We start from the raw sequence: 22,821 nt of genomic DNA on the forward strand, positions 1-22,821 counted from the left end.
CAGCCGGCTCGCCGAGCGGCTGCCGGCCTACATGGTGCCGGCCGCGGTGGTGGCCATCGAGGCATTGCCGTTGACACGCAACGGCAAACTCGACACCCGCGCCCTGCCGGCACCGGACTACCAAACCGTCGATCAGTACAGCGCGCCGGCCACCGCCGTCGAGCAGACCATGGCTGACATCTACGCCCACGTGCTGGGGGTCGACCGCGTGGGGATCGACGACTCCTTCTTCGACCTCGGTGGCGACTCGCTGTCGGCGATGCGGCTGGTCGCCGAGGTCAACACCAATCTCAATGTCCACCTTGGGGTTCGGGCCCTGTTCGAAGCGCCCACCATCCGGCGGCTGGCGGCGCGCCTGGGCGCCGACGGGGGAGATCGCCTGCCGCTGATGGCCGGAGCGCGGCCGGAGGTGGTGCCGCTGTCGTTCGCGCAGTCGCGGCTGTGGTTCATCGGCCAACTGCACGGACCGTCGCCGGTGCACAACCTGGCGATCGCCCTGCAGCTGCGCGGGCGTCTGGATGGTGAGGCGTTCGGCGCCGCGCTGGCCGACGTGGTGGGCCGGCACGAAAGCCTGCGCACCCTTTTCCCGGCGCACGAGGGCATACCTCGACAGCTGGTGGTCGAGGTGGATGACGCCGACTTCGGTTGGCGGATCAGCGATGCGCGCGGGTGGTCCTCCGACCGGCTGGGCAGGGCCATCGATACCGTGGTGGGCCACCGGTTCGACCTGGCCACCGAGCTTCCGTTGCGGGCACTGCTGTTCCGGCTCAGTGACCACGAGCACCTGTTGGTGGCCGTGCTGCACCACATCGCCGCCGACGGCTGGTCGCTGACCCCGCTGGTGCGGGATCTGGGGGAGGCCTATTCCAGCCGGGTGGCCGGGGACGCCCCGGACTGGGCGCCGCTGCCGGTGCAGTACGTCGACTACACGCTGTGGCAGCGCGCGCAATTCGGCGAATTGCAGGATCCGCACAGCCTGATCGCCGGGCAACTGCGGTACTGGGAACACACCCTGGCCGGAATGCCCGAGCGGCTGGAACTGCCGACCGATCGGCCGTATCCGTTGGTAGCCGATTTCGGCGGGGCGAGTGTGGCCGTGGATTGGCCGGCCGAGTTGCAGCAGCGGGTGCGCGCGATGGCCAATGCGCACAACGCGACGAGCTTCATGGTGGTGCAGGCGGCGCTGGCGGTGCTGCTGGGCAAGATCTGCGCGAGTTCGGATGTGGCGGTGGGGTTCCCGATCGCGGGACGGCGCGATCCGGCGCTGGACGACGTGGTGGGCTTCTTCGTCAACACCCTGGTGTTGCGGGTCGACCTGGCCGGTGATCCCACCGTCGCGGAGGTGCTGGCGCACGTGCGCGCGCGCAGCCTGGCCGCCTACGAACACCAGGACGTGCCGTTCGAGGTCCTCGTGGAACGGCTCAACCCGACCCGCAGCCTGGCCCATCATCCGCTGGTGCAGGTCATGCTGGCCTGGCAGAACACCGACTCGGCCGACCTGAGCCTCGGCGACGTGCGGGTCACCCCGGTGCCGGTCGAGACACGCACCGCCCGAATGGATCTCGCGTGGTCGCTGGCCGAACGCTGGACCCCCGAGGGGCTACCCGCCGGGATCGGCGGAGCGGTGGAGTTCCGCACCGACGTGTTCGACACGGCCACCATCGAAGACCTGATCGCCCGGCTGCATCGGGTGCTCATGGCCATCACCGCCGACCCCGCCCAGCGGTTGTCGTCGATCGATGTGCTCGGTGCCGACGAGCACGCGCGCCTCGACACGATCGGTAATCGGGCGGTATTGACGCGCCCGTCGCACAGGCCCGCGTCGATCCCGGAGGTGTTCGCCGGCCACGTCGCGCGTGACCCCGAGGCCGTGGCCCTCCGCTACGGATCGTGCTCGTGGACATACCTCGAACTCGAGGAGCAAGCGAACCGGTTGGCGCACTTGCTCGTTGACCACGGCGCCCGCCCGGGGCGGTGCGTGGCGCTACTGGTAGGACGCTCGGACCGGGCCGTCGCCGCGATCCTGGCGGTGCTCAAGGCGGGCGCCGCGTATGTGCCGATCGACCCGGCCCTGCCGGCGGCGCGGATCGAGTTCATGCTCGCCGACGCCGCGCCGACGGCGGTGCTCACCACCGCCGAGTTGCGCTCGCGGATAGGCGTTTCCGGCCCGGTCGTCATCGACATCGACGATCCGGCGATCCAGGACCGGCCCACGACCGCGCCGCCGGCCCCGGCACCGCACGACGTCGCCTACGTCATCTACACCTCGGGCACCACCGGTGTTCCCAAGGGCGTGGCGGTCACCCACCACAACGCCACCCAGCTGTTCGCCTCGCTGGGCGCCGCCGGTCTGCCGGCGGCGCCGGGCAAGGTGTGGAGCCAGTGCCATTCGCTGGCCTTCGACTTCTCGGTGTGGGAGATCTTCGGCGCGCTGCTGCATGGCGGACGGGTGCTGGTGGTGCCCGACGAGGTGGTGCGCTCGCCGAAAGACCTGCACGCCTTGCTGGTTGCCGAGAACGTCGACATGCTGACCCAGACACCCTCCGAGGCGGGGCTGCTCGCCACCGACGGCCTGGACTCGACGGTGCTGGCCGTCGCGGGTGAAGCCTGCCCGACCGAGCTGGTGGACCGCTGGGCCTCGGGACGGGTGATGGTCAACGTCTACGGCCCCACCGAGATCACCATCGTCGCGGCCGTCAGCGCGCCGCTGATCCCGGGCCCCGAGGTACCGCCGATCGGTTCGCCGCTGTCCGGCGCCGCACTGTTCGTGCTCGACGGGTGCCTGCAGCCGGCGCCCGCCGGGGTGGTCGGCGAGTTGTACGTGGCGGGCGCCGGCGTGTCCACCGGCTACCTGGGCCGGTCCGCCCTGACCGCGTCGCGGTTCGTGGCGTGCCCCTTCGGCGGATCCGGTGCGCGCATGTATCGCACCGGGGACCTGGCGTGGTGGGGTAGCGACGGGCAATTGCGCTACGCCGGGCGCGCCGACGAGCAGGTCAAGATCCGCGGTTACCGCATCGAACTCGGCGAGATCCAGGCCGCGCTGGCCGCGCTGGACGGGGTGGACCGGGCGTTGGTGATCGCCCGCGAGGACCGCCCCGCCGCCTTGCGGCTGGTCGGATACATCACCGGAACGGCCAACCCCACCGAGATCCGCACCCTGCTGGCCGAGCGGCTGCCCGCGTATATGGTGCCGGCCGCGGTGGTGGTGTTGGCGGCGCTGCCATTGACGCCCGGCGGCAAACTCGACATTCGCTCGCTGCCGGCGCCCGACTACCAGGGCACCGACGACTACCTCGCCCCGGCCACCGCGGTCGAGGAGATCCTGGCCTTCCTCTACGCGCAGGTGCTGGGTCTCGAGCGGGTCGGGGTCCAGGAATCGTTCTTCGATCTGGGCGGGGATTCGCTGTCGGCGATGCGCCTGGTCGCCGCGATCTACAACGCCCTCGACATCCACCTGCCGGTACGCGCCCTCTTCGAGGCGCCGTCGGTCCGCGGTCTGAGCCAGCAGCTAAACGGCGATCATGCTGCGGCAGAGGGCCTTCGGGCCGACTTCGCATCCGTGCACGGCCGCGACGCGACCGAGGTGTACGCCAGCGATCTCACGCTGGACAAGTTCATCGACGCCCCGACGCTGTCCGGCGCGCCGGCGTTGCCGGGCCCGGGCGCCCGGGTGCGCACCGTCCTGCTCACCGGGGCCACCGGCTTCCTCGGCCGGTACCTGGTGCTGCAGTGGCTCGAACGGCTGGAACTGGCCGACGGGAAGTTGATCTGCCTGGTGCGGGCCACCTCGGATGAGGATGCGCGGCGACGCCTCGAAAAGACCTTCGACAGCGGAGATCCCGCCCTGCTGCGGTACTTCCACGAACTGGCCGATGACCATCTCGAGGTCATCGCCGGCGACAAGGGACGGTCCGATCTCGGTGTCGGCGAACAAACCTGGCAGCGGCTGGCCGACACCGTCGATCTGATCGTGGACTGCGCGGCCGTGGTCAACGGCGTGCTGCCCTACAGCGAGCTGTTCGCGCCCAACGTGGCGGGCACCGCCGAGCTGATCCGGTTGGCGCTGACCACCAAACTCAAGCCGTACACCTACATCTCGACGGCCAACGTCGGCGACCAGATCGACCCGTCGGGGTTCACCGAGGACGCCGACGTCCGGATCGCCGGCCCGATCCGGACCATCGACGGCGGCTACGGCAACGGCTACGGCAACAGCAAGTGGGCGGGCGAGGTGCTGCTGCGCGAGGCCAACGACCTGTGCGGGCTGCCGGTTTCGGTGTTCCGCTGCGACATGATCCTGGCCGACACCACCTACGCCGGCCAGTTGAACCTGTCGGACATGTTCACCCGGATGGTGCACAGCGTGGTGGTCAGCGGCCTCGCGCCGCGCTCGTTCTACGAGCTCGACGCCCACGGCAACCGGCAGCGCGCGCATTTCGACGCCCTGCCGGTCGAGTTCGTCGCCGAGGCGATCACCACGCTGGGCGCCCAGGTGCTGGACGGGTTCGAGACCTATCACGTGATGAACCCACACGACGACGGCGTCGGGCTCGACGAGTACGTCGACTGGATCATCGAGGCCGGTTACCCGGTGCGGCGCATCGACGACTTCACCGAGTGGCTGCAACGAATGGAGGCCGCCCTGCACGCCGCGCCGGAACGGCTACGCCAGCAGTCGGTGCTGCAGCTGCTGCAGTTGCGCAACGCCCAGCACGTGCCGCCGGCGGACCCGGCTCGCGGGTGCCTGGCGCCGACGGACCGTTTCCGCGCCGCGGTGCAAGAAGCCAAAATCGGCCCCGATAACGACATCCCGCAGATCAGCCCGTCGGTGATCGTCAAATACGTGACCGACCTGCAAGTGCTCGGGCTGCTGGAGCCACCGACCTGACGTCGCACACGCGCCGCGCTAGCGTGGCTGAGATGGGCGGCGAAGCGCAGCGCAGCTGGGAGTTCGTGGTGGCGCCGACGCGGATTGCGCCCGGCGTCACGTCGATGGTGGGTTATCGCGCGCTGGAGGTGCCCGAGACCGTGCACCGCGGTCTGCCGTCGTCGATGCTGACGTTCATTGTCAGCCTCGACGACGGGGTGGAGGCCGCATCCACCGCCGATGCGCTGCCGAGTTCTCGGCCCCACCCGTTGGTTCTGGGCGGATTACATGTGCAGGCCAGCCATGTGCGGCAGCGCCGCGCCCAGGCCGGTGTGCAGCTCGCGGTGCATCCTTTGGCGTCGCGCGCACTGTTCGGTGTGCCCAGCGCCGAGCTGCCCGTCACCGCCTACGACGGTGTCGATGTCCTCGGCCGTCGCGCCACAGAACTCTCCGAGCGAGTCGCCGAAGCGCGTCAATGGGCCAAGGTCTTCGCGACCGTGGCTGATTACCTCGTCGATGCCCGGCGCCGTCACGACGACGTGACCGTGCGTCCCGAGCTCGCCCATGCCTGGCACCTGATGGAGCGCACTCAGGGCCGAATTCCGTTGAGCGCGTTGGCGGATCGCGTCGGGGTGAGTGCCAGATGGCTGACCACGCTGTTCCAGCGGGAGGTGGGCAGATCTCCGAAGACGGTGTCGATGCTGATGCGATTCCAGCATGCGACGGCGAGGATCGCGGCGTCGGCGCGCCGGAATGGCCGGGTCGACCTCGCCGCGGTCGCAGCCGATTGCGGGTATTGGGATCAGGCACACCTGACCCGGGAGTTCGGCCGGTTCGCCGGGGTGCCGCCGCGGGCCTGGCTGGCCGAAGAGTTCCGAAACATACAAGACGGCGGACACTCGTCGGGTTCACGATGGGGCCATGACTACCTCGAATCCGACCGTCTGGTTGACGCTTCAGGCACATAACGCTCCCAAGCTGATCGACTACTACGTCGAGGTGTTCGGCTTCGTCGTCGCGGCCCGATACGGTGACGGCGACAGGGTCGATCACGCCCAACTGAACTGGCCGGAAGGCAGCGGCGGGATCATGCTGGGCAGCCACAAAGCCTGCGCGGACTGGTCGCGCGAACCGGGAACCGCCGGCGGCTACATCGTCACCGGCGATCCCGCTGCCCGCTACGAACGGGTGCTCTCGCACGAGGCGGAAATCGTTCGCCCGCTCGCCAGAACCGATTATGGTGCAACCGAATTCGCCGTCCGCGATCCTGAAGGCAACTTGTGGTCATTCGGCGACTACATAGGTGAGCCAATGCCGAGCTGACCACCGGGACCCGGACGCCTGATTACCATGACGGTAGAACGCGACGGTTCCGCCAGCACGGAGGAGTGCTCATCCGATGACAACAGCGCGCCTGCCTCGACTGCCACTCGACGAAGCCAAAGCCGCCGCCGACGAAGCGGCCGTCCCCAACTACATGGCCGAGCTCAGCATCTTCCAGGTGCTGCTCAACCACCCGCCACTGGCGCGTGGCATCAACGACCTGCTCGCCACCATGCTGTGGCACGGAACGCTCGACTCGCGGCTGCGCGAGCTGGTGATCATGCGGATCGGCTGGCTCACCTCTTGCGACTACGAATGGACACAGCACTGGCGGGTCGCGTCGCGGCTCGGCGTTCCGGCCGACGATCTGCTGGGCGTGCGGGATTGGCCGAACCACGCGGGGTTCGGATCCATCGAGCGGGCCGTGCTCGCGGCCACCGACGACGTGGTGCGCGACGGCGCGGTGAGTGCCGCGAGCTGGGCGGCATGCGAGCGCGAATTCCAAGGTGACACAACGATTCTCGTCGAGCTGGTGACGGTCATCGGTGCGTGGCGGATGGTCGCGTCGATCCTGCAAAGCCTGGAGGTGCCGCTGGAGGAGGGCGTGTCCAGCTGGCCGCCGGACGGCCGGTCGCCCCGGTCCTAGGGGCGATCGCGAGCGCGGCGCAGCCGGGCGAAGCGGGTCGCCCCCATCGGCCTTAGCGCGGGCGCGCGCGCATGAGTTGCCCACGCGCCGTGGCCGATTGACTTAGCAGTCGATAACTCTTAGCGTCGGGCAATGAGAACCAGGGTCGCCGACATGCTCGGAGTCGAATTCCCGATCTGCGCCTTCAGCCATTGTCGCGACGTGGTGGCGGCGGTGACCAACGCCGGCGGCTTCGGGATCTTGGGCGCCACCGCGCACAGCCCCAAGCGCCTGCAGAGCGAGCTGACCTGGATCGAGGAACAGACCGGGGGCAAGCCCTACGGAGTCGACCTGCTGCTGCCGCCCAAATACGTCGGTGCCGAGGAAGGCGGCATCGACACCACGCGGGTCCGCAGCCTGCTGCCCGAGGAACACCGCGCGTTCGTCGACGACCTGCTGGCCCGCTACGGTGTCTCCGCGACCGCCGAGCAGCCGCGCGCATCGCTGGGTGGTCTGAACATCTCGCCCAAGACCTACGAGCCGCTGCTGGACGTCGCCTTCTCCCACAACATCCGGCTGATCGCCAGCGCGCTGGGGCCGCCCCCGGCGGACCTCGTCGAACGCGCGCACGACAGGGACGTGCTGGTGGCCGCGCTGGCCGGCACCACCCGGCACGCGCAACGGCACGCCGCCGCCGGCGTCGACCTGATCGTCGCGCAAGGCACCGAGGCGGGCGGGCACACCGGCGAGGTGGCGACCATGGTCCTGGTGCCCGAGGTCGTCGATGCCGTGGCGCCGGTGCCCGTGCTCGCCGCCGGCGGAATCGCCCGCGGTCGTCAGATCGCCGCGGCGCTGGCCCTGGGCGCCGAGGGTGTGTGGTGCGGCTCGGTGTGGCTGACCACCGAGGAGGCCGAGACGGCGCCCGTGGTCAAGGAGAAATTCCTGGCCGCCAGCTCGTCGGACACGGTGCGGTCGCGCTCGATGACGGGCAAGCCGGCGCGGATGCTGCGCACGGCGTGGACCGACGAGTGGGAACGGCCGGAAAACCCGGATCCGCTGGGCATGCCGTTGCAGACCGCGCTGATCACCGAGCCGCAGGTGCGCATCAACCAGGCCGCCGCCCATCAGGGCGCCAAGGCGCGTGAGCTGGCCACTTACTTCGTCGGGCAGGTGGTGGGCTCGCTCGACCGGGTCCGCCCGACGCGTTCGGTGGTGCTGGACATGGTCGAGGAGTTCATCGACACCATCGGCCGGCTCGAGGGCCTGGTGGAGAAGTGATCCGGGCCAACCGCGCGGAATTGACGGATTCCTGACGGCCGCCGGGCGTATGCCCAGCTCAGCCCCGTGAACCTGGCCGAATGCTGTGCGCGCCCCTCATGAATGCGTACAGAATCCCCGACACGCCAGCGGGGGATTTGACCGCGTCATAGCCGTCGTGCATCATCGGTCGGGTAAGCACCTCGTTAGGTGAGGCGTCTACACGAATACAGGCCACTGACCCCGAACGTCGAAAGACGCCCCGGGTCAGGACAGCTCCTCCCGGCTTAAGGGTTGAGCCCAGGTGGCTTCCGGACTAACCGGACACGTCGTGTGGTGCCGAAGCTCTGACGAGAGGGGTGCGGAACTCCGACGGTCGTCGGGTTCTGCTCCTTTGCTGCGCAGAGATTGCATGCGACCCGCGCATGCGTCGTGACCGCGAGGAGGTGAGGGACACATGAGTTCTAGCGATAGTCCGGACCGAAGTCCGAACTGTGTTTCGTCCCGATCCGGTCTCGGGCGCGACTTTCTCGGCTGAGACGTCGCAACGCTAATTGGTTATCGCCCAAGCGTTCTGAGATCACACGGGATGGGACACATCAGTCCAGTCAGTCCCCGTTGGATCTCCCCTCTAGGAGGCGATGATGACCGCAGCTTTCTACGACGAAGTGCTCACCGTAGCGCCCGCCCCCACGCTGACCGTGGTGCGCGACACCGACACGATCCCGGCCCCCGCCCAGGCTCCCGTGGCCAAGGCCCGCCGCCGGTCCGACAGCGCACCGTTCGGCGCCGGGAGCGACCCGCTGGTCGACGGCGCCGCCCGCCTGCTGAGCGTGCCGCTGCGGCACGTGTACGCCGCGCTGTGGCGGGTTGGCGTCCTCGAAGTCCGGGCCTGAAAGCCGAACTTCGATGGACGTCGAACAACTCCGGCTCCAAGGGGTCGCCTGGCCGCAGACGTAGTTCTGCGCCTTGGCGGCCCCTTGGAGTGCACCCGGATTTGCGGGTCTTCGTAGAATCGATCTACTGGCGTCGATCCGGCCATCACCGGGGAGCCTTCGGAAGAACAGCCGTCCCGGCTCAGTAGAACCGAACGGGTAGGCCCGTCACAGCCGTCATCGAGCGGCCACGCGAAAGCGCGGCAAGCGGGGTGGTACCGCGGCGCTCGCGCAGCCAGCGCGTCGTCGTCCCCGGTTTGCACCGTGGCACAGGAGACAACGCGCATCGTGACCGACACACCCGGCCCCGAAGCTGACCTCGAGGCTCAGCCGGTGGACTCCGTCCAGGCCTACCCCAAGCCGGCCGGCGGAGCGCCCGACTTCCCGGCGCTCGAGCTCGAGGTGCTGGACTACTGGGCCCGCGACGACACCTTCCGGGCCAGCATCGCCCGCCGCGACGGCGCACCGGAATACGTGTTCTACGACGGGCCGCCGTTCGCCAACGGGCTGCCGCACTACGGGCACCTGCTCACCGGCTACGTGAAAGACATCGTGCCGCGCTACCGCACCATGCGTGGCTACAAGGTCGAGCGCCGGTTCGGCTGGGACACCCACGGGCTGCCGGCCGAACTCGAAGTCGAGCGCCAACTGGGCATCACCGACAAATCGCAGATCGATGACATGGGCATCGCCGCGTTCAACGACGCCTGCCGTGCCTCGGTGCTGCGCTACACCGACGAGTGGCAGGCCTACGTCACCCGCCAGGCCCGCTGGGTCGACTTCGACAACGACTACAAGACGCTGGACCTGCCCTACATGGAGTCGGTGATCTGGGCGTTCAAACAGCTCTGGGACAAGGGCCTGGCGTACGAGGGCTACCGGGTGCTGCCCTATTGCTGGCGCGACGAAACCCCGCTGTCCAACCACGAGTTGCGGATGGACGACGACGTCTACCAGAGCCGCCAGGACCCCGCGCTGACGGTGGGATTCAAAGTCACCGGCGGCGACTTGGACGGCGCCTATTTGTTGGTGTGGACGACGACGCCGTGGACCCTGCCGTCCAATCTGGCGGTCGCCGTCCACCCCGACGTGACCTACGTCGAGGTCGAGGCCGAGGGCAAACGTTTCGTCCTCGCGGAGCCGCGGCTGGCCGCCTACGCGCGCGAGTTGGGCTTCGAAAAAGGAGATGCGCCAGAGATTTTGGCCACCCACCGCGGCGCCGACCTGCTCGGCACCCGCTACCTGCCGCCGTTCCCGTACTTCATGGATACGGATAACGCGTTTCAGGTGCTGCCCGGTGAGTTCGTCACCACCGAGGACGGTACCGGCATCGTGCACATGGCGCCGGCTTACGGCGAGGACGACATGGCGACCACCGACAAGGTCGGCATCACCCCGGTCACGCCCGTCGACTCCAAGGGGCGCTTCGACGCCACGGTCCCGGATTACCAGGGCCAGCACGTCTTTGACGCCAACTCGCAGATCATCCGCGACCTGAAGAACGGCAGCGGTCCCGCCGCGGCCAACGGCGCGGTGTTACTGCGCCACGAAACCTACGAGCACCCCTACCCGCACTGCTGGCGCTGCCGCAACCCGCTGATCTATCGGGCGGTGTCCTCATGGTTCGTCGCGGTCACCGAATTCCGGGACCGGATGGTCGAACTCAACCAGCAGATCACCTGGTACCCCGAGCATGTCAAGGACGGCCAGTTCGGCAAGTGGCTGCAGGGCGCCCGCGACTGGTCGATCTCGCGAAACCGCTACTGGGGCACCCCGATTCCGGTGTGGAAGTCCGACGACCCCGCCTACCCGCGGGTCGATGCCTACGGCAGCCTCGACGAACTCGAACGCGACTTCGGGGTGCGGCCCACCAACCTGCACCGGCCGTTCATCGACGAGCTGACCCGGCCCAACCCCGACGACCCGACCGGCGCCAGCACGATGCGCCGGATCCCCGACGTGCTCGACGTGTGGTTCGACTCGGGATCGATGCCCTACGCCCAGGTGCACTTCCCGTTCGAGAACGCCGACTGGTTCGACGGCCATTATCCCGGCGACTTCATCGTCGAATACATCGGGCAGACCCGCGGCTGGTTCTACACCCTGCACGTGCTGGCCACCGCGCTGTTCGACCGTCCCGCCTTCAAAACCTGTGTGGCGCATGGGATCGTGCTGGGATCCGACGGCCAGAAGATGAGCAAGTCGCTGCGCAACTATCCCGATGTCAGCGAGGTGTTCGACCGCGACGGCTCCGACGCCATGCGCTGGTTCCTGATGGCCTCGCCGATCCTGCGCGGGGGCAATCTCATCGTCACCGAGCAGGGCATTCGCGAGGGTGTGCGCCAGGTGCTGCTGCCGTTCTGGAACGCCTACAGCTTCCTGGCCCTCTACGCGCCCAAAGTCGGTACCTGGCGCACCGATTCGACGCAGGTGCTGGACCGCTACATCCTGGCCAAGCTCGCCGAGCTGCGCGACGACCTGACAAACGAGATGGACACCTGCGACATCTCGCGGGCCTGCGAGCAGCTGCGCCAGTTCACCGAGGCGCTGACGAACTGGTATGTGCGCCGGTCACGTTCACGGTTCTGGGAAGAGGACGTCGACGCCATCGACACCTTGCACACCGTGCTGGAGGTGACGGCCCGGCTGGCCGCGCCGCTGCTTCCGTCGGTGACCGAGATCGTGTGGCGCGGCCTGACGTCGCAGCGGTCCGTGCATCTCACCGATTGGCCGCAGGCCGGGGACGTGCCCGCCGACCCCGACCTGGTCGCCGCGATGGATCAGGTCCGCGAGGTCTGCTCGGCCGCGTCCTCGTTACGCAAGGCCAAGAAGCTGCGGGTTCGGCTACCGCTGCCCAAACTCACTGTGGCGGTGGACAATCCGCAGCGACTGGAGCCCTTCACCGACCTGATCGCCGACGAGCTGAACGTCAAGAGCGTCGAGCTGACCGATGCGATCGACACCTACGGCCGCTTCGAGCTCACCGTGAACGCGAGGGTGGCGGGGCCGCGGCTGGGCAAGGACGTGCAGGCGGCCATCAAGGCGGTCAAGGCGGGGGAGGGCGTCGTCAATCCGGACGGCACCCTGAGCGCCGGACCCGCGGTGCTACAACCCGAGGAATACAGCTCACGGCTGGTCGCCGCCGACCCGGAATTCACCGCTGCCCTGCCCGACGGGGCGGGCCTGGTGGTGCTGGACGGGACGGTGACCCCGGAACTCGAGGCCGAAGGCTGGGCCAAGGACCGGATCCGCGAGCTGCAGGAGCTGCGCAAGACCACGGGTCTGGATGTGTCCGACCGGATATCGGTGGTGATGGCGGTGCCCGGCGAGCGGGCCGACTGGGCGCGCACCCACCGCGACCTCATCGCGGGCGAGATCCTGGCCACCAGTTTCGAATTCGGCGATCCCGCCGACGGCGCCGAGATCGGCGACGGCGTGCGGGTGAGCATCGCCAGGGCGTGAGCGGTCAGGCGCGAGATCGCAGCGCCCGGTGGGCATGCGGCCAGAACGGCATCCCCGCCACCACGGTCGCCCCGGTGGCGATCACGCCGACCGCGACGTCGACGCTCTTGCGGCCATCCGAGGCCCAGTAGACATCCTTGAGGTCCAACAGCAGCGCCAGTTCGTCGACGATCATGGCGTTGGCGGCACCGTAGGCCACCGCCGCCGCGGGATGGCGCCGTTGCTTCTCGCTGCCCCGCAGCCCCACACCGGCCACCGTCGCCAGCATCCCGATCCCGATGTTGTAGTGGTGGAAGTGCTTGCCGCCCAACGACATACCGCCACCGGACGGGCCGTGGCCGGCGCGGATCCAGTGGGTGAGGCCACGCAGGCCCGCGAAGGTGAGGGTGAACGATGTCCACGCCAGCACCGTGGTCTGCTCTCCGGGTTGCAGGCGTTCGTTCCATTGATGGCGCAGCCGCGCCCATCGCGTCGAGGGCGGCGCGTCCCCGTGCGGAACGGCCGCATCGCCCTGCCCGGTGTCCTTCAGTTGACCGCTCATGGCCATGACAAAACGTTAGTCCCAACCGGCCCTTCGCGTGGGCCCTAGCATCGAGCGTGTGGAGTCGCGGTGGGTGCTGCACCTGGACATGGACGCGTTCTTCGCCTCCGTTGAGCAACTCACCCGCCCGACGCTGCGCGGGCGCCCGGTGCTGGTCGGCGGTGTGGGCGGGCGCGGCGTGGTGGCCGGGGCCAGCTACGAGGCGCGCGTCTTCGGGGCGCGCTCGGCCATGCCCATGCATCAGGCGCGCCGGCTGGTCGGTGTGAGCGCGGTGGTGCTGCCGCCGCGCGGCGTGGTGTACGGGCTGGCCAGCAGGCGCGTCTTCGACACCATCCGCGCCGTGGTGCCCGTGGTCGAGCAGTTGTCCTTCGACGAGGGATTCGGCGAACCCGCGCAGCTCGCCGGGGCGTCCGCCGAGGACGTCGAGGCGTTCTGCGAGGACCTGCGGCGACGGGTCCGCGAGGACACCGGCCTGATCGCCTCGGTGGGCGCCGGCTCGGGCAAGCAGATCGCCAAGATCGCCTCCGGCCTGGCCAAACCCGATGGCGTCCGGGTGGTGCGTCGCGCCGAAGAACGGCCGTTGCTCGCCGGCCTGCCGGTGCGCCGGCTGTGGGGGATCGGCCCGGTTGCCGAGGAGAGGCTGCATCGCCTGGGCATCGAGACCATCGGCGAGCTGGCCGCGCTCACCGAGGCCGAGGCGGCCAACATCCTGGGCGCCACGATCGGGCCGGCGCTGCACCGGCTGGCCCGCGGCATCGACGACCGCCCGGTCGCCGAACGCGCCGAGGCCAAGCAGATCAGCTCCGAATCGACCTTTGCCGCCGACCTGACCAGCCTGGAGCAGTTGCGTGAGGCCATCGAGCCGATCGCCGAGCACGCGCATCACCGCCTGCTGCGCGACGGTCGCGGCGCGCGCACCGTCACCGTCAAGATGAAGAAATTCGACATGAGCACGCTGACCCGGTCCGCGACGCTGCCCTACGCCACCACCGAGGTCGCCGCGCTGGTGGGCATGGCCCGCCGGCTGCTGCTCGATCCGCGCGAGATCGGGCCCATTCGCCTTCTCGGCGTGGGCTTTTCGGGGCTGAGCGACGTGCGCCAGGAATCGCTGTTCCCGGACTTGGAATTGGCGGCGCCGCAACCGGATTCACCATCGGTCGAGACCGCGACCGAGGCGATGTTCGCTCCGGGGCCCGATGATGCGGGGTGGCGGGTCGGCGACGACGTCGCCCACCGCGAGCTCGGGCACGGCTGGGTGCAAGGCGCGGGCCACGGCGTGGTCACCGCGCGGTTCGAAACGCGCAGCACCGGCCCCGGACCCGCCCGGACGTTTCCCGCCGACGGCGGCGACCTGGTGCGCGCCAACCCGATCGATTCACTGGATTGGCCCGATTACGCCGGGGGGCTGCAGGCCGATGCGCTGTCAGCCCCACCGGGCGAAGACGTCGGCGACCGGTAGCCCGGCGGCCAGCGCGGCGATCAGCAGGACGCGCGCCTGAGACGGTCGCAGCCCCGGCACCATCACCGCCCCGGCCGCCGCCATGTCGTGGCCGGGGCCATAGCTGGCGCCGACCCGCCCGCCCGGGACGCGGGTGGACACCGCGACGGCGACCCCGTCGCCGCAGTGCCGGCGCACCGCATCGACGACCGCGGGCCCGGCGTTTCCCGAACCCAGCGCCTCGAGCACCACGCCCCGCGCCCCGGCGGCCACGCACGCATCCAGGGCCACCGCGTCGCTGCCCAGGTACGCCGCGACGATGTCGACGCGCGGCGCGGAAGCGGCCCGCAGATCGCCGACGTACGGGCGGGTCTTCGGGCCGGTGAGGGTCACGTCGCCGCCCACGCCGCCGAGCAGCCGGCCGGTGAAGCCGCTGAGGTCCTCGGTGGCCACCTTGCTCATGCCCAGCGGTTGCAGCACCCGGCCGGCAAAACACAGCACCACGCCCAGGTCGCGGGCGGCCGGGCTGGCCGCCACCGCCAGGGCGTCCCGCACATTCGCCGGGCCGTCCGCGTCGGGGGCGTCGGCGCTGCGCATGGCGCCGGTCAGCACGACCGGGGCCGGGCCCGCATAGGTGAGATCGAGCCACAGCGCGCTTTCCTCCATGGTGTCGGTGCCGTGCAGCACCACCACCCCGTCGGCCCCGCCGTCGACCGCGGCCGTCATCGCGTCGCGGATCCGGTCCCAATCGGCCAGCGTCAGCTCCGAGCTGTCGACCGCCAGCAGGTCAACCACATCGACGTCGTGTTCTCCGCGGAAGGGCGCCGTCAGGTCCGACCCGCTGTACGAGGGCCGGTGCACCCCGTCGGCGCCGGTGCCGGTCGATATCGTGCCCCCGGTGGCGATCACGGTGAGGCGGGCCATGGTGGCATCATTGCGCATCGCCGCTGCGCGAACATGGCTAGCCCGGGTGAGGCAGTAGGGGATGATGGGGAAGTGCCTGAAGAACCAACGAACTCGACTGAGCCGGTGACCTCAGCCGAAGAGGCTGGTGAGGCCGCCCCGGTCAAGCGAGACGCGGAGCCCGAAACCGTCGCGGCGCCCGAGACCGCCGCTTCGCCCGAACCCGCTCCACGGCGGCTGCGGCTGCTGCTGTCGATCGCGGCGATAGTCCTGGCCCTCGACGTCGTCACCAAGGTCCTCGCCGTCAAACTGCTGCCGCCCGGCCAGCCGGTGCCGATCATCGGCGACACGGTGACCTGGACCCTGGTGCGCAATTCGGGAGCGGCCTTCTCGATGGCGACCGGCTACACCTGGGTGCTGACGCTGATCGCGACCGGTGTGGTGGTCGGCATCTTCTGGATGGGACGCCGGCTGGTGTCGCCCTGGTGGGCGGTGGGCCTGGGCATGATCCTCGGCGGCGCGATGGGCAACCTGGTCGATCGCTTCTTCCGCGCCCCCGGGCCGCTGCGCGGGCATGTCGTGGACTTCCTGTCGGTCGGCTGGTGGCCGGTGTTCAACGTCGCCGACCCCTCGGTGGTCGGCGGCGCCATCCTGCTGGTGGTGCTGTCGATCTTCGGGTTCGACTTCGACTCAGTTGGTCGGCGCCACGCCGACGGCGACTCTCCGGGGCGGCGCACCACCGGCGACCGGCGCCACGCCGACGACCGGCGCAAGGACGAGGGCGACAGCCAGGACAGCGCGGGTGAGTGACCGCTCGATGCCCGTCCCGGAGGGACTGGCGGGCATGCGTGTCGACGCCGGGTTGGCCCGCCTGCTGGGGTTGTCGCGCAGCGCGGCGGCCGCGCTGGCCGAAGACGGCGGCGTCGAACTCGACGGCGTTCAGGCCGGCAAGTCCGACCGGCTGACCGGCGGGGCCTGGCTGCAGGTGCGGCTGCCCGAGGCGCCGGCGCCGCTGCAGAACACGCCGGTCGACATCGAGGGCATGACGATCCTGTACTCCGACGACGACATCGTCGCCGTCGACAAACCGGCGGCGGTGGCCGCGCACGCGTCGGTCGGCTGGACCGGGCCCACGGTGCTCGGCGGACTGGCCGCCGCCGGCTACCGGATCACCACCTCGGGGGTGCCCGAGCGGCAGGGCATCGTGCACCGGCTCGACGTCGGCACGTCCGGGGTGATGGTGGTCGCGCTGTCCGAGCGCGCCTACACCCTGCTGAAGCGGGCGTTCAAACAGCGCACCGTCGACAAGCGCTATCACGCGCTGGTGCAAGGACATCCGGACCCGTCCAGCGGGACCATCGACGCGCCGATCGGGCGTCACCGCGGCGGCGAGTGGAAGTTCGCGGTCACCAAGGACGGTCGGCACAGCCTGACCCACTACGACACCGTGGAGGCCTTCGTCGCCGCCAGTCTGCTCGACGTGCACCTGGAAACCGGCCGCACCCACCAGATCCGGGTGCATTTCTCCGCGCTGCATCACCCGTGCTGCGGTGACCTCGTCTACGGCGCCGATCCCAAGCTCGCGAAAAAGCTTGGGCTGGAACGCCAATGGTTGCATGCCCGCTCACTGTCCTTCGCCCATCCGGCCGATGGCAGGCGGATCGAGATCGTCAGCCCCTACCCGCCCGACTTGCAGCACGCGCTGGACGTGTTGCGCGACGAGGGCTGACTCAGGCGGGCTTGCGGGCCTCGACGAGCAGCCGCACGGAGTGCGTGACGAACGGGCCGCCGGATTCGATGCGCTCGTGCAGTTCGGCCAGCCGCTCCCTGTAGCGCTGCACGCTGAAGTCGGGCACCGTCCAGATCACCTTGCGCAGGAAGTACACGACGGCGCCGATGTCGAAGAACTCGGCGCGCATCCGCTCCATCCGCACATCGACGATCTCCAGCCCGGCGGCCTCGGCCTGCGCGCGCACCGCGTCCGGGTGAAACTCGGCCCACTTCTCTGGCTGTGGCCCGATGAAGTACTCGACCAGTTCGCCCATGGTGGCCGGGCCGATGTGCTGCGCGAAGTAGGTGCCGCCCGGCCGGAGTACCCGGACGATCTCGCCCCACCAGACGGAGATCGGGTGACGCGTGGTCACCAGGTCGAACGCGTCGGCGGCGAACGGCAGCGGTGGCTCGTCGCGGGTCGCGACCACCACCACGCCGAGCGCGTGCAGGCGCTTGGTGGCCAGTGCCGCGTTCGGCGGCCATGTCTCGATGGCGGCCATGGTCGGCGGGAACGGCGCCGCGCCGGACAGCACCTCCCCGCCGCCGGTGTGAATGTCCAGTGCGGCCGACACCGTCGCCAACCGGCCCCGCAACAGCCGCTGGTAGCCCCACGACGGGCGTTCCTCGGTGGCCCGTCCGTCCAGCCAGGAAAAGTCCCAGCCCTCGACGGGGGCGGCGTCCGCCTCGGCGATCAGGTCGTCAAATGTGCGCCGCATGTCAGGCATGCTAGGCACTGTTCACGGCGTGCGGCAGACAAATGTGGTGCCGTCGAGCGTGAGCTCGCCCTGATGCTCCCAGTACTCCGAGCCCTGGCGCCGCCGGCCGTCAGACCCGGACCTTGCCGGCGTCGCCCGTGGCGATCTCGGGGGCCAGCGGTGCTATCGCGCCGAGTATCTCGGTGACCGTCTCCGACGGCACCCCGGCGGCGGCCAGCGCGTCGGCCAAATGCCCGGCCACCAAACTGAAGTGGTGCATGGTGATCCCGCGGCCCTGGTGCACCTGCTTCATCGGGGCGCCGGTGTAGGGCTCCGGGCCGCCCAGGGCGGCGGCGAAGAACTCCACCTGTTTGCCCTTGAGGCGGTTCATGTTCGTGCCGGTGAAGAAGCCGGACAGTTCATCGTCGGCAAGCACGCGAACGTAGAAGTCCTCGACCACGACTTCGATCGCCTCGTGTCCACCGATCCGGTCGTAGATGGCTGCCGGTGCGGACTTGCGGAAGCGCGCCAGAATTTTCATAAGTTCGATTGGAACATTGCGGCGTTGCTCGTCAGTTAGTGCGCGATCACGCCGGGATTGCCCTGTGTAACAAGCGGATTGCCCACAGCTGGCGGCCCTTCCCGGCGAACCGTGAGATCCGGCGCCGCGTTACATGACGGCAATCTGCATCGAGCTGAGCGGCTGATGTCCTAGGTTGGCTTAATGATGCACGTCACATCACTCGCGCAGCCCCGCAAGGCGGTCGTGGTCAACGGGCAGGCCAGTTGCGGTCGGGGGGCTCACATCATCAGGAGCGAAGCCGATGAATCTTGGTGACATAACGAACTTGGTGGAGAACTCGATCGGGAACCTGGTGGAAAAACCATTCGCCGCGGTGTCCCACATCGTCAATACCCCGAACTCGGCCGGGCGGTATCGGCCGTTCTATCTGAGGAATCTGCTGGACGCGGTGCAGGGCCGTACCCTCGAGGAGGCCGTCGAGGGCAGGACCGCCCTGATCACCGGGGGATCCTCGGGTATCGGTGAGGCCGCCGCGAAGAAGATCGCCGAAGCCGGCGGTGCGGTGGCGCTGGTGGCCCGCACCCGGGAGAACCTGGAGAAGGTCGCCGAGGAGATCCGCGGCGACGGCGGGACCGCCCACGTCTACCCGTGCGACCTGACCGACATGGACGCCATCGCCGCGATGGCCGATCAGGTGCTCGACGATCTCGGCGGCGTCGACATCCTGATCAACAACGCGGGGCGCTCGATCCGGCGCTCGCTCGAGTTGTCCTACGACCGGATCCACGACTACCAGCGCACGATGCAGCTGAACTATCTCGGCGCGGTCCAGCTGATCCTCAAGTTCATCCCCGGGATGCGCGAGCGGGGATACGGGCACGTGCTCAACGTCTCCTCGGTCGGCGTGCAGACCCGCGCGCCGCGCTTCGGGGCCTACATCGCCAGCAAGGCCGCGCTGGACAGCTTGTGCGACGCGCTGCAGGCCGAGACGGTGAACGATGACGTGCGGTTCACCACGGTGCACATGGCGCTGGTGCGCACGCCGATGATCAGCCCCACCACGCTCTACGACAAGTTCCCGGCGCTGACGCCCGAGCAGGCGGCCGGGGTGATCGCCGACGCGATCGTGCACCGGCCGCGGCGGGCCAGCTCACCGTTCGGGCAGTTCGCCGCCGTCGCCGACGCCGTCAACCCGGCGGTGATGGACCGGGTGCGCAACCGGGCGTTCGCCATGTTCGGTGATTCCGACGCGGCTAAGGGTGATGAATCATCAACCGAGGCAACGAAATTCGATAAACGCAGCGAGAACTTCGTGCGGGCGACCCGAGGGATACATTGGTGACACCATGAGCCTTCCAAAACCTGACATTCAGACCACCGTCGTCATCACCGGCGCGTCGTCCGGCATCGGCGCCGAATTGGCCCGCGGGCTGGCCCGCCGCGGCTTCCCGCTGCTGCTGGTCGCGCGGCGCCGCGAGCGCCTCGACGAGTTGGCCAACGAGGTGGGCCAGGAGTACTCGGTCGGCGTCGAGGTGTTGCCGCTGGATCTCAGCGACGGCAAATCCCGCGCCAAGCTGGCGGGCCGGCTGCGCAGCGAACCGATCGCCGGCCTGTGCAACAGCGCCGGTTTCGGCACCAGCGGGGTGTTCCACGAGCTGCCGGTGGAGCGCGAGAGCGAAGAGGTCACCCTCAACGCGTTGGCGTTGATGGAACTCACCCACGCGACGTTGCCCGGCATGGTCGAGCGCGGCGCCGGCGCGGTGATGAACATCGCGTCGATCGCGGGATTCCAGCCGGTTCCCTTCATGGCGGTCTATTCGGCCACCAAGGCCTTCGTGCAGACGTTCTCCGAAGCGGTGCACGAGGAGCTGCACGGGACGGGGGTGTCGGTCACCTGCCTGTGCCCGGGGCCGGTGCCGACGGAGTGGGCCGAGATCGCCAACGCCGAGCGGTTCAGCATTCCCATCGCGCAGGTGTCGCCGCGCGACGTCGCCGAGGCGGCCATCGGCGGCATGCTGGCCGGCCGGCGCACGGTGGTGCCCGGCGTGGTGCCCAAGGTGGTCAGCACCGGCGGGCGGTTCGTGCCGCGCAGCCTGCTGTTGCCCGGCATCCGGATCGGCAACCGATTCCGCGGCGGGCCCAAGAACTGAGGCGGGGCGCATAGGGAGAGCACCAGGTGCTACGGGGAGCCGCTCGACTCGCCATAATCGCGCCGCGCAGGATCGTCGCCGCGGCTTTCCTGGTCATGGTCGCGGCCGGAATTTTCGGCTTCTCCGCCCTCGACGTGTTGTCGGCGGGTGGCTATCAGGATCCGTCATCGCAGTCTTCGCGGGCTCAGCGGGTGCTCGCGGAGAAGTTTGACTATGGCGACCAACAGATGGTTTTCGAGCTGACCACCGACGCGGGCGCCCAAAGCGAGTCCGCCCGAAAGGTGGCCGAAGACATCGTCGCGCAGCTGAAAGAGTCGCCGGACGTTGCTCAAGTCAGCTCGGCGTGGACCGTTCCGCCGCCGGCCGCGGCGGGCCTGATCAGCAAGGACGGCAAGACCGGATTGATCATCGCCGGCATTCGCGGCGGCGAGACCGGCGCCCAGAAGAACGCCGCGGCGCTGGCGAAGAAGCTCGTGCGCGATCGTGACGGCGTCACTGTGAAGGCGGGCGGCGAGGCCCTGACGTATGCGCAGATCAACAGGCAGAGCGAAAAGGACCTGTTGGTCATGGAATCCATCGCGTTTCCATTGAGCTTCGTCGTATTGGTGTGGGTGTTCGGCGGCATGCTCGCCGCGGCGATTCCGATGGCGGTAGGCGGCTTTGCCATCGTTTCCACCTTGGCGACGCTGCGAGCGATCACACTCTTCGCCGACGTCTCGATATTCGCGCTCAACCTGACGGTGGCCATGGGACTGGCGTTGGCCATCGATTACACCCTGTTGATCATCAGCCGATACCGCGACGAACTCGCCGACGGCATGCAGCGCGAGGATGCACTGGTTCGCACCATGCGCACGGCCGGGCGAACCGTGCTGTTCTCGGCGACGACCGTCGCACTGTCCATGGCCACGATGGTGCTGTTTCCGATGTACTTCCTGAAGTCGTTCGCCTACGCGGGCGTCGCGGTGGTCGCCTTGGCGGCCGTTGCCGCGGTGGTGATCACTCCTGCCCTGATCGTGCTGCTCGGCGACCGGCTGGACTCGCTCAACGTGCGGCGGCTGATTCGCCGGGTCCGCGGGCGCCCCGAACCGGTGTCAGGCCCGATCCAGGAGACCTTCTTGTACCGCTCGACGAAAGCCGTGATGCGACGGCCGATTCTGATCGGCGTAGCGGTCATCGCGTTCCTGCTGGTGCTGGGGGCGCCTTTTCTCAGGGCGAATTGGGGCTTCTCCGACGACCGAGTGTTGCCGACATCGGCATCGGCGCGGCAGGTCGGCGACGACATGCGCTCGGATTTCGGGGTCAGCACGGATAGGGACGTGACGGTCGTGATCCCTGACGCGTCCGGGTCGGCGCCCGGCGACATCGAGCGCTATGCCGCCCGACTCTCGCAGGTAGCCGGCGTCGTGTCAGTGTCGACGCCTGGCGGGACCTTCCAGAACGGCGCGCCGGTCGGGCCGCCTTCCGCACCCACCGGCGCGCAGGACGGCAGTGTCTTCCTCACGGTGCGCAGTGCGGCCGCGTTGTTCTCCATCGCATCGGAAAGACAGCTGGATCGTCTTGCGGCCATCGCCGGGCCTGGCGGCCGCGACGTGCAATTCACCGGCAGGGCGGGGATAAACCGCGACAGCGCGGGAGCGGTGACGTCGCGGCTGCCGCTTGTCTTGTCGATCATCGCCGTGATCACCTTCGCGCTGTTGTTCTTGTTGACCGGCAGTGTTGTGATGCCGCTGAAAGCCTTGGTGCTCAACGTCTTTTCGCTGACCGCCGCATTCGGCGCGCTGGTATGGATCTTCCAGGAAGGCCACCTGGGTGGCCTGGGGACCACGGCCAACGGCACCCTGATGGTCCACATGCCGGTGCTGCTATTCTGCATCGCGTTCGGTCTCTCCATGGATTACGAGGTCTTCTTGGTGTCGCGGATCCGCGAGCACTGGTTGGCCTCCGACCGAACGCCAGAGGATAACGACGAGGCCGTCGCGCAAGGCTTGGCTCGCTCCGGTCGGGTTGTGACTGCGGCGGCGCTGTTGATGTCGATCTCGTTCGCCGCGTTGATAGCCGCGCGGGTGTCGTTCATGAGGATGTTCGGTCTGGGACTCACTCTGGCGGTGGTGGTCGATGCGACGCTCGTTCGTATGCTGCTGCTTCCGGCGTTCATGCGTTTGATGGGCCGCGCCAATTGGTGGGCGCCCAGACCGTTGGTCAGGCTGCACGAGCGCATCGGCATCAACGAGGAGGAAGGCGAAGTTCGGCCTCGCGCCCTCAGTCCCGAACAGTGATTCGCGCGGTTGCGTGATTCGAGATCCGGGAGACGCGCCGTCGCCGGATC

Annotated in this window: 17 protein-coding genes and 1 riboswitch; of the genes, 13 read left to right on the forward strand and 4 right to left on the reverse strand. The window is 68.9% G+C overall.

What is annotated here, in order from left to right:
• The 7 genes from A5708_RS18845 to ileS all read left to right on the forward strand — a co-directional run.
• The coding region (locus tag A5708_RS18845; RefSeq protein WP_155766079.1) for a non-ribosomal peptide synthetase at positions 1 to 4,888 on the forward strand (4,888 nt) is incomplete at its 5' end.
• Positions 4,889 to 4,992: 104 nt separating this feature from the next.
• Positions 4,993 to 5,835: a helix-turn-helix transcriptional regulator gene (locus A5708_RS18850; RefSeq protein ID WP_065030145.1), complete on the forward strand. Its 843-nt coding sequence runs from the start codon at positions 4,993 to 4,995 to the stop codon at positions 5,833 to 5,835.
• The gene (locus A5708_RS18855; RefSeq protein ID WP_065030077.1) at positions 5,789 to 6,190 is read left to right on the forward strand and encodes a VOC family protein; all 402 of its coding nucleotides are present in this window, start codon (positions 5,789 to 5,791) and stop codon (positions 6,188 to 6,190) included. Before A5708_RS18850 ends, A5708_RS18855 begins: the two co-directional genes overlap by 47 nt.
• Positions 6,191 to 6,266: 76 nt before the next feature.
• Positions 6,267 to 6,836 carry a carboxymuconolactone decarboxylase family protein gene (locus A5708_RS18860; protein WP_065030078.1) on the forward strand — a complete coding sequence of 190 codons (570 nt, stop codon included), beginning with the start codon at positions 6,267 to 6,269 and terminating at the stop codon, positions 6,834 to 6,836.
• A 132-nt stretch (positions 6,837 to 6,968) separates the two neighbouring features.
• Positions 6,969 to 8,093, forward strand: a complete 1,125-nt coding sequence (locus A5708_RS18865) for an NAD(P)H-dependent flavin oxidoreductase (protein ID WP_065030079.1) — start codon at positions 6,969 to 6,971, stop codon at positions 8,091 to 8,093.
• A 174-nt stretch (positions 8,094 to 8,267) separates the two neighbouring features.
• Positions 8,268 to 8,438, forward strand: a riboswitch (M-box (ykoK) riboswitch).
• A gap of 278 nt (positions 8,439 to 8,716) precedes the next feature.
• Entirely contained in the window at positions 8,717 to 8,968 is a 252-nt protein-coding gene (locus A5708_RS18870; RefSeq protein WP_065030146.1) for an Rv1535 family protein, read from the forward strand.
• A 372-nt stretch (positions 8,969 to 9,340) separates the two neighbouring features.
• Positions 9,341 to 12,469 carry an isoleucine--tRNA ligase gene (ileS, locus tag A5708_RS18875; protein WP_065030147.1) on the forward strand — a complete coding sequence of 1,043 codons (3,129 nt, stop codon included), beginning with the start codon at positions 9,341 to 9,343 and terminating at the stop codon, positions 12,467 to 12,469.
• A gap of 4 nt (positions 12,470 to 12,473) precedes the next feature.
• On the opposite strand, the gene A5708_RS18880 is transcribed toward ileS, so the two are convergent.
• Complete coding sequence (locus tag A5708_RS18880) at positions 12,474 to 13,010, reverse strand: hypothetical protein (protein ID WP_231117952.1); 537 nt, start codon at positions 13,008 to 13,010, stop codon at positions 12,474 to 12,476.
• A 73-nt stretch (positions 13,011 to 13,083) separates the two neighbouring features.
• Between A5708_RS18880 and A5708_RS18885 the strand changes: the two genes are divergently transcribed.
• A complete protein-coding gene (locus A5708_RS18885; RefSeq protein WP_196772679.1) occupies positions 13,084 to 14,469 on the forward strand; it encodes a DNA polymerase IV in 1,386 nt (461 codons plus the stop codon).
• On the opposite strand, the gene A5708_RS18890 is transcribed toward A5708_RS18885, so the two are convergent.
• Positions 14,434 to 15,390 carry an asparaginase gene (locus A5708_RS18890; protein ID WP_065030081.1) on the reverse strand — a complete coding sequence of 319 codons (957 nt, stop codon included), beginning with the start codon at positions 15,388 to 15,390 and terminating at the stop codon, positions 14,434 to 14,436. The two genes, A5708_RS18885 and A5708_RS18890, sit on opposite strands and share 36 nt — an antisense overlap.
• Before the next feature lie 54 nt (positions 15,391 to 15,444).
• Here A5708_RS18890 and lspA point away from each other — a divergent pair, with 54 nt between their 5' ends.
• Both lspA and A5708_RS18900 read left to right on the forward strand, forming a co-directional pair.
• On the forward strand, positions 15,445 to 16,161 hold the full coding sequence (gene lspA, locus A5708_RS18895) for a signal peptidase II (protein ID WP_065030082.1): 717 nt from the start codon (positions 15,445 to 15,447) through the stop codon (positions 16,159 to 16,161).
• Positions 16,154 to 17,080, forward strand: coding sequence for an RluA family pseudouridine synthase (locus A5708_RS18900; RefSeq protein ID WP_064878025.1), 927 nt, complete (start codon positions 16,154 to 16,156; stop codon positions 17,078 to 17,080). Before lspA ends, A5708_RS18900 begins: the two co-directional genes overlap by 8 nt.
• A gap of 1 nt (position 17,081) precedes the next feature.
• Here the strand turns inward: A5708_RS18900 and A5708_RS18905 are convergent, their stop codons facing one another.
• A complete protein-coding gene (locus A5708_RS18905; protein ID WP_065030149.1) occupies positions 17,082 to 17,840 on the reverse strand; it encodes a methyltransferase domain-containing protein in 759 nt (252 codons plus the stop codon).
• A gap of 109 nt (positions 17,841 to 17,949) precedes the next feature.
• Complete coding sequence (locus A5708_RS18910) at positions 17,950 to 18,360, reverse strand: group I truncated hemoglobin (RefSeq protein WP_065030083.1); 411 nt, start codon at positions 18,358 to 18,360, stop codon at positions 17,950 to 17,952.
• Between the two features lie 283 nt (positions 18,361 to 18,643).
• Here A5708_RS18910 and A5708_RS18915 point away from each other — a divergent pair, with 283 nt between their 5' ends.
• Genes A5708_RS18915 through A5708_RS18925 form a run of 3 tightly spaced genes read left to right on the forward strand, consistent with a single transcriptional unit; the run spans position 18,644 to position 22,771 of the window.
• Positions 18,644 to 19,684 (forward strand): SDR family NAD(P)-dependent oxidoreductase, encoded by a 1,041-nt coding sequence (locus A5708_RS18915; RefSeq protein ID WP_065030084.1) that lies wholly within the window; start codon positions 18,644 to 18,646, stop codon positions 19,682 to 19,684.
• Between the two features lie 4 nt (positions 19,685 to 19,688).
• A complete protein-coding gene (locus A5708_RS18920; protein WP_065030085.1) occupies positions 19,689 to 20,492 on the forward strand; it encodes an SDR family NAD(P)-dependent oxidoreductase in 804 nt (267 codons plus the stop codon).
• Between the two features lie 26 nt (positions 20,493 to 20,518).
• Entirely contained in the window at positions 20,519 to 22,771 is a 2,253-nt protein-coding gene (locus A5708_RS18925) for an MMPL family transporter (RefSeq protein WP_065030086.1), read from the forward strand.
• Positions 22,772 to 22,821 lie beyond the last annotated feature (50 nt).

It is taken from the genome of Mycobacterium colombiense, assembly GCF_001672755.1.
In the GTDB taxonomy this organism is placed as follows: domain Bacteria; phylum Actinomycetota; class Actinomycetes; order Mycobacteriales; family Mycobacteriaceae; genus Mycobacterium; species Mycobacterium colombiense_C.